This is a genomic window from Luteimonas sp. 9C, assembly GCF_902506295.1.
GTDB lineage: Bacteria > Pseudomonadota > Gammaproteobacteria > Xanthomonadales > Xanthomonadaceae > Luteimonas.
Map to the genome: position 1 here is coordinate 2,701,806 of NZ_LR733312.1, position 6,735 is coordinate 2,708,540.

Consider the following 6,735-nt stretch of genomic DNA (forward strand, 5'->3'; position numbering starts at 1 on the left):
GCCCAAGCGACCCGTTCCGGCCGCACCGGGCGGACCCGCGCTCATGCGTCCGGGCGTGCGGGGCGCGCGGTGGCGGGCGCTGGGGGCGCTGCAGCCGCCGCTGGCGCCGCGGCCTGCCGGGCATGGGCCAGGAAGTCGCTGACATACCAGCGCCCGTCGTGACGCTCGACGGCGATCACCGTGTCGACCGGCTGGCCGGCCAGCTGGTAGCGCAGACGGACACGGGCGGTGTCGCCGGTCTGGCTGTCCAGCGTCGCCGCCACGCTGTCGAAGGTCTGGTCCAGATCCAGGCCGTAGGCGGCCAGCCGCTGCTTGCCGGCTTGGAACAGGGGCGACAGGCGGGTCAGGCCGTCCTGCATGCCGGCCGCGCCGAGTGCGGCGTCGCTGTCGATGCCGCCCGTCCCGGCGGCGGCGACCAGCGCGGTGATCGTCTCGCGTGCACGGGTGCGGTCGGCGAGTGGCGCGGCATTGGCCCACTGGCTCGCCGCGGCGATCATCTGCGTGTAGTGCGCCCGCTCGTCCTCGCTGAAGTCGCCACCCTGCTCCAGATACTGGATGGCGAACGCGCCCAGCCCCACCGCGGCCGAGCGCATCTCCCGCTCGGCACCGGCGAACTGCCGGTTGAAGGTCTGCAGCAGCACGCGCTCGGCCTGGGGCGCGCTCAGTGCAGCGAGCACCGCGGGCAGCTGGGCCGACAGCGGCAGCTCGTCGAGCGGCCAGCGGGTCCGGCCGGCGCGCCAGGCGGCGTCGAGGCCCGGCTGCAGATCGGGGGTCGACGCGTCGCGCGCGAACGCGGCCAGATCGCCTGCCCGCAGATGCGCCGTGAGCAGGGTGACCGCTTCCACCGGCGTGCCTGCGCCGGGTGCGGGCACGACTTCGACCGCCGCCTCGCGCTGGCAGGCCGCCAACCCCAGCAGCAACAGCAGGAGCAGCGTGGTGGCCGGGGCGCGTCGACGAGAGGACGCACCGGGCGGACGGGCGGGAAGGGACATGCGGGCAATTCCTGCGAAGCCGGACGCCCCATCTTGCAAGCCGGTCGATGACCGGACAAGCGCCGTTACAGGTCCCGCAGCACCCAGCCGTGCGGCGTGTCGGTGGCGCGGGCATCGAGCGCGGCCTGGGCGATCTCGTCCGGGCTGCGACCCGCCTTCCAGGCCGTCGCAATCGCGGCCAGCCGCTCGCGCGTCGCGCGGGTATAGGCACCTTCGAGTTCGTTCTGCGCGTCGACGGCCAGCTTCTGCGGATACAGCGTGCGCGCGTCTTCCGACTGGTTCAGCAGCGCGATCATCCGCGACAGACTGGTGTGGAAGGTCTCGGCGGACAGCGCGGTGCGCTGCGTCCGCTGCAGATGCCAGACCGTGAGGTACTCCACCGGGCCCAGCATGCGGCGTGGCGTGCCGCCGAAGAACTGGCCGGAGAAATCGCTTGCCGAGACCGGCGCGGCGCTGTCGGGCAGGCGGGTCGCGCCCCAGGAACTCAAGGCACCGCCGGGCAGGTCCATACGCCGCAGGGCGGTGCCGATGGTGTCCGCCAGCAGGCGCTGCGCGCGGGTGTCGTCACTTTCCGCGACCACGCCCAGCAGACGCAGGAACACCGGATACCGGTCCTCGCCCAGCCGGCGCACCAGGCGTTTGAGCACGGTCAACCGGTACTCGGGGTCGGCATGCGCCGCCAGCGTCGACACCATGCGATCGGCGGCGACGCGCAGGGCGTGCGCGGAAGGAACGGCATTCATGGTCGGGGAACCCGTGTCAGACACGGCAGTTGAGGCGCCCGGACTTTAACCCAGCCGCCGGCCGGGCTTCCCGAAGATTCAGGCCAGTGCGTCGAGGATCGCGTCGGCGCCCTGGTCGGCCGCCTGCGACAGGTCGATGGCCGACAGGCGCGCTTCGAAGGCCAGATCCCCGGGCAGCTGGCGGTTGCCGGCCGCCACGCCGTCCCAGGCCGCCACGTTGAGCACATCCTCACCCGGGTCAGCCTGCGGGCCGCGCGGGGCGTCCGCGTAGCCGCCATCCGCCGGCGCGAGGCCGGAACCCGGCTGCTGGCGCAGGTCGTCGAACGCGACATGCCCACCCAGCCGGTCGAGGCTGGCGGCATTGAAGCTGACGTCGGAGGGGATGCTGCTCATCGGAACGGAAACCTGGAAACCCTGGGGAGCTGGACCGCTTCTGCGGCGATGGCGGGACTGTAACGCCGGTGCCATGCAACGGCTATCTCGGGCTGTCCCTAGGGTGGCGAGGAATCCGCGCGCGCTGCGGCCTGCAGCTGAATCGCCGTTGGACAGAGCCGCGCGCTGCCACGTCGCCTTCGCCAACATGTCCCGGTTCGAGGCCGGACAGTTGCCTCACGCCCGCATGCTAGCCTGCGGCCAGACGCGCGACACCGCGCGCATGCGATCGCTCGGAGTGCGGATGGCCGAAGAGAACGAGGGCGCCGACAAAACCGAAAAACCGACCAGCAAGAAGCTCAAGGACGCGCGCAAGGACGCCAATGTCGCCAAGAGCCGCGAGCTGACCAGCACCGTGCTCATCATGGGCTGGCTGGCCGGTGGCTGGATGCTGATGGGGTACATGTTCCGGCGGATCAGCGGCCTGTTCGACCAGAGCCTGCACGTCATGAATCAGCCGTTCGACATCGCGCTGCGCACGATCGGTCCGCTGGCGGCGCAGACGCTGCTGGCGGTCACGCTGCCGTTGCTGCTGCTCGCCGTGCTGCTCGCCCTGATCGTGGAGTTCCTGCAGGTCGGGCCGGTCCTGTCGATGAAGAAGGTCACGCCCGACCTGTCGAAGATGAACCCGGTCAGCGGCGTCAAGAAGATGTTTTCGATGGACAACCTCGTCGAACTCATCAAGAGCGTTCTCAAGAGCGTGGCGCTGCTGACCATCGGCGGTTTCGTGCTGTGGGGCATGCTGCCCAACCTGCTGCAGCTGCCGTTCGCCCAGCCTGCCGCCATGGGCAGCGCGATCTGGCATGCGCTCAAGTGGATCGGCATCTGGACGATCTTCGTCTTCTTCTTCGTGTCCGCGGTCGATGCCGCGTACCAGAAATACTCCTACATGAAGAAGCTGCGCATGAGCCGCCGCGACATCAAGCAGGAGGTCAAGGAGAACGAAGGCGACCCCTACGTCAAGCAGCGTCGCAAGCAGTTGCACCAGGAGTGGTCGCAACAGAACATGCTCAACGCCGTACGAGGATCGAACGTCATCGTGACCAATCCCACGCACATCGCCGTCGCCCTGCAGTACGAACAGGGCGACGATCTGCCACTCGTCGTCGCGAAGGGCGAAGGCCACGTCGCCGAAGAGATCAAGCGCGTCGCCGAAGAGGCCGGCGTGCCGATCCTCGAGAACGTCCCGCTGGCGCGCGGCCTCAATGCGCGCGTCGAGATCGACGACTACATCAGCGACGAGTTCTTCGAGGCCGTCGCACAGGTGCTCTACTGGGCCGAGGGCGTGCGCATGGGCGAACACCGCCCCGAGCCGCCCGAGTTCGACCCGCCGCCGGACATGCGCGAGGAGATCGGACTGACCGATCCCGGGGCGTTGCCGCCGCCGCTCGCGGATGATCCGGCGGTGACGGTGCGGCTCGAGGATCCGCGGGATCCAATGCGATAGGGATACGTGGCGGCGCTGAGGCGCCGCTTTCTTTTTCTTTTCAGTGTTTTCTTCGCACGTCCGCTGCGCGCTGCTGCGGGATTTCCACCTTCGCGTTTCTAGCTTGCTTCGGCTTTTGCTTTTGCCTTGGCCTTGGCTTTGGCTTTCAGCCTTTGACTTGAATCGAGCCGTAAAGCGAGCCGAGCATCGCAGGGCGGCGGGGTCGAAGAGCAGCCCATGTTTGAGCGTAGCGAGTTTGGGCTGCGTGCCCCGTCGTCCGAGAAGCGCAGGGGACCGCCGCGGCTGTATCGCGGCGGATCGCGTCCGGCGAAGACGGTTTTGCTCACTTTTGCCAAGACAAAAGTAAGCCGCGCGACAGCGCGGAAGCCCTGTCTTTGATCTTCGCTCCTGCGGTTGATCTTCTTTCCGGCAGAACGTCAAAGTCCCAAAGCGACAAGCGATGAGCTGCGAAGCTCAAGCAAGTGCAGTGCTTTCGCCCGCTGCGCGTGCGAGTCCCTTTTGGATGGACCCAAAAGGAACCAAAAGGTCCCTTCGCCGGACGCGATCCCGCCGGGCTTCGCCCGTCCGGTTCCCTCTGCGCCTCGCCTGACGCGGCACGCAGCCCAAACTCGCTGCGCTCAGACATGGGCTGCTCTTCGGCCACGTCAGGCTCCGGTGCTCGGCTCGCTTTACGGCTCGATTCAAGTCAAAAGCCGAAGCCAAAGCCGAAGCGAAACGTCAGGGCCGAAGCTCGATACCGAAGCGCGCGCTGAAGCAACCAGCAGCACTACGTCGCACTGAACGCGTGCTTGAGCGCCTCGATCAGGCCGCTGTTGTCGACCAGTCGCGTCATCACGATCTCCACGAAGGTCCCGATCATCAGCAGGATGATCGCTGTCGCCAGCCACGCCTTGATCGGCATCGTCAGCGCGAATACGTTGAGCTGCGGGGCGTAGCGGTTGACCAGGCCGAACGACAGATCGATGACCAGCAGGATCACCATGGCAGGCGCGGCGATGAGCAGCATCGCGGTCATCAGATAGCCGAACTGCCCGACGAACAACGCCATTCCGCTCATGCGCAGGTCGGGGAAGAAACTCATGACGGGCCAGACCGTGTAACTCGTCATCAGCAGGTCGAGGAAGACGATGAACGCGCCACTGGCCATGAACAGCCAGGTCGCGAACTGCGACAGGAATTCGCCGTGCAACGAGGTCTGGTGGCCCTGGATCGGATCGAAGATCTGCGCCATCGACATGCCGACCTGGGTGTCGATGATCACGCCGGCCGAGCTGATCGCCCAGAACACGATGCCGTAGCAGAACCCGATCGAGATGCCGATGAAGGTTTCCTTGAGCACGATGGCCGACCAGTGCGCGGTGCCGGCCGCTTCCATCGGCGGCGCACCTGCGAGCGCGATCGGAATCGCGACGATCGCCAGGCTCACCATGAAACTGTTGCGCACCATCGCCGGCACGGTCTCGGTGGTCAGCAGCGGCAGCATCAGGAATGCGCCGGCGATACGCGGCAGCGTCAGCGCGAGCGCCAGCATCGGGTTCGTGCCGAAGTCCATCAGCGTCGGACGAGGCCGGGGAAATCGATGAAGATGCGGTCGGCGAACACGTACAGCGTGCCGCCCATCAGCGACGCGGTGACGAACAGCGTGATCACGACGGCCAGGAATTTCAGCGCGTAGGGAAACGTCTGCTCCTGCAGCTGGGTGGCCGCCTGCAGGAACGCGACGATCAACCCGATCAGCGCGGCGGCCGCGACCGGAGGCCCTGACAGCAGCAGCACCAGCCACAGGGCCTCCTTGGTGAACTCCAGCACGTCGCTCATGTGGCGGTTCCATAGGTGAGCACAAGGCCGTGCACGAGCTTGGCCCAGCCGTCGATCAGCACGAACAGCAGCAGCTTGAACGGCAGCGAGACCGTCGTCGGCGACAGCATCATCATGCCCAGCGCGAGCAGGATGTTGGCGACCACCAGATCGATGATCAGGAACGGCAGGAAGATCAGGAAGCCGATCTGGAACGCGGCCGTCAGCTCGCTCACGGTGAAGGCCGGCACGATGACGATGAAGTCGTCGGGCGTCATGCCACCGCGGCGCTCGGGCGGGAGCATGCGCTGCACGCTGCGCAGGAAGAACGCACGCTCGGAATCGCTGGAGTGCTGGATCAGGAACGTGCGCAGCGGTTCCTTGCCGGCATCGATCATCAGCAGCATGCGGTTGGTGTCGAAGTTGCCGCCCGCCGGTGCGGGCGCTGCGCCCGCGCTGCCGGTACCGCCGGTGATTTCTTCGGCGAGGCCGGGTGGCTGGGCAGCAGGGGTGTCCTCACGCGGGTCGTTGCTCGAACCGCCCTGCACCGCGGCGAACATGGGATCGACGCCCTCGGGGGCGCCCTGCGCCTGCGCTTCGGCCGCCAGCGCGTCGGCGGCGGCCGGGCTGGTCGGTGCAGGTGCATCGGCCTGCACCGGCGCGGGCGTCGATGCGGGACGCACGTCGATCGGGCGGCCTTCCCGGATCGCCTGCTGCTCGGCGCGGGCGTCGATCTGGCGCTGGACCGATGCCGGCGGCGGCCGGCCTTCCAGGCGCGCGTTGACCGCGTCCTGGACGTCGAGGATCACCGGATACATCACGTAGATCGACAGCACGATCGCCAGGCCGTTGATGACCACGTTCGGCGGCACCTGCTGCAGGCCCAGCGCGTTGCGCAACAGGCTCAGCACCACCACGATCTTGGTGAAGGACGTGACCATCACTGCCACGAAAGGGGCCAGCGCGAGGCTGACCACCGTCACCAGGACGAGGGCAGGCGAGAACGTGCTGAAATCCATGCCTCAGCTCCAGGACAGCAGGCGGACGCCCAGCGTGTCGCCCACGGCGACCAGCTCGCCCTGTCCGGCGACGCGGCCATTGGCGCGGATGGTGACGTTGGCGCCTTCGAGATGCACCGGCAGCGCGAACACGTAGCCCGGTTGCAGGCCGGCAATGTCCGCCAGGCGCAACTCGACCTTGCCGACCTCGAACTCCACCTCGACCGGCAGGCGGCCGGACGGGTCCTCGGCAGCGGGGGTGTCGTCGCTCGGCGGTGTTTCGGTGGCGTCGGTCTCGCTCATGCGGGGCGTCTCCTGGTGGCGGG

General features: G+C 67.7%; 8 protein-coding genes. 1 reads left to right on the forward strand and 7 read right to left on the reverse strand.

All coding sequences use genetic code 11. The features are described from left to right. Positions 1-41 precede the first annotated feature (41 nt). The 3 genes from CURTO8I2_RS12345 to CURTO8I2_RS12355 form a co-directional block, all read right to left on the reverse strand. Positions 42-992, reverse strand: a complete 951-nt coding sequence (locus CURTO8I2_RS12345) for a hypothetical protein (RefSeq protein WP_159681355.1) — start codon at positions 990-992, stop codon at positions 42-44. A gap of 65 nt (positions 993-1,057) precedes the next feature. Further along, positions 1,058-1,735, reverse strand: coding sequence for a hypothetical protein (locus CURTO8I2_RS12350; protein WP_159681356.1), 678 nt, complete (start codon positions 1,733-1,735; stop codon positions 1,058-1,060). 78 nt (positions 1,736-1,813) lie between these two features. Further along, positions 1,814-2,128, reverse strand: coding sequence for a hypothetical protein (locus CURTO8I2_RS12355; protein ID WP_159681357.1), 315 nt, complete (start codon positions 2,126-2,128; stop codon positions 1,814-1,816). 283 nt (positions 2,129-2,411) lie between these two features. Between CURTO8I2_RS12355 and sctU the strand changes: the two genes are divergently transcribed. After that, positions 2,412-3,614 carry a type III secretion system export apparatus subunit SctU gene (gene sctU, locus CURTO8I2_RS12360; RefSeq protein WP_159681358.1) on the forward strand — a complete coding sequence of 401 codons (1,203 nt, stop codon included), beginning with the start codon at positions 2,412-2,414 and terminating at the stop codon, positions 3,612-3,614. A gap of 766 nt (positions 3,615-4,380) precedes the next feature. Here the strand turns inward: sctU and sctT are convergent. From sctT to sctQ, 4 genes are all read right to left on the reverse strand, one after another. Then, complete coding sequence (sctT, locus tag CURTO8I2_RS12365; RefSeq protein WP_159681359.1) at positions 4,381-5,166, reverse strand: type III secretion system export apparatus subunit SctT; 786 nt, start codon at positions 5,164-5,166, stop codon at positions 4,381-4,383. Then, positions 5,166-5,432, reverse strand: coding sequence for a type III secretion system export apparatus subunit SctS (sctS, locus tag CURTO8I2_RS12370; RefSeq protein WP_159681360.1), 267 nt, complete (start codon positions 5,430-5,432; stop codon positions 5,166-5,168). Before sctS ends, sctT begins: the two co-directional genes overlap by 1 nt. After that, the gene (locus CURTO8I2_RS15540) at positions 5,429-6,430 is read right to left on the reverse strand and encodes an EscR/YscR/HrcR family type III secretion system export apparatus protein (RefSeq protein WP_305067730.1); all 1,002 of its coding nucleotides are present in this window, start codon (positions 6,428-6,430) and stop codon (positions 5,429-5,431) included. The genes sctS and CURTO8I2_RS15540 overlap by 4 nt, the downstream gene beginning before the upstream one ends. A gap of 3 nt (positions 6,431-6,433) precedes the next feature. Beyond that, positions 6,434-6,735, reverse strand: a 302-nt coding sequence (gene sctQ, locus CURTO8I2_RS12385) for a type III secretion system cytoplasmic ring protein SctQ (RefSeq protein ID WP_159681361.1), incomplete at its 5' end; no start/stop codon positions are given.

What these genes read in the sequence shown, in the direction of transcription:
- sctS (WP_159681360.1), bottom strand. Translation starts at nt 5,432, where the DNA reads ATGAGCGACGTGCTGGAGTTCACCAAGGAGGCCCTGTGGCTGGTGCTG.
- CURTO8I2_RS12345 (WP_159681355.1), bottom strand. Translation starts at nt 992, where the DNA reads ATGTCCCTTCCCGCCCGTCCGCCCGGTGCGTCCTCTCGTCGACGCGCC.
- CURTO8I2_RS15540 (WP_305067730.1), bottom strand. Translation starts at nt 6,430, where the DNA reads ATGGATTTCAGCACGTTCTCGCCTGCCCTCGTCCTGGTGACGGTGGTC.
- CURTO8I2_RS12350 (WP_159681356.1), bottom strand. Translation starts at nt 1,735, where the DNA reads ATGAATGCCGTTCCTTCCGCGCACGCCCTGCGCGTCGCCGCCGATCGC.
- sctU (WP_159681358.1), top strand. Translation starts at nt 2,412, where the DNA reads ATGGCCGAAGAGAACGAGGGCGCCGACAAAACCGAAAAACCGACCAGC.
- sctT (WP_159681359.1), bottom strand. Translation starts at nt 5,166, where the DNA reads ATGGACTTCGGCACGAACCCGATGCTGGCGCTCGCGCTGACGCTGCCG.
- CURTO8I2_RS12355 (WP_159681357.1), bottom strand. Translation starts at nt 2,128, where the DNA reads ATGAGCAGCATCCCCTCCGACGTCAGCTTCAATGCCGCCAGCCTCGAC.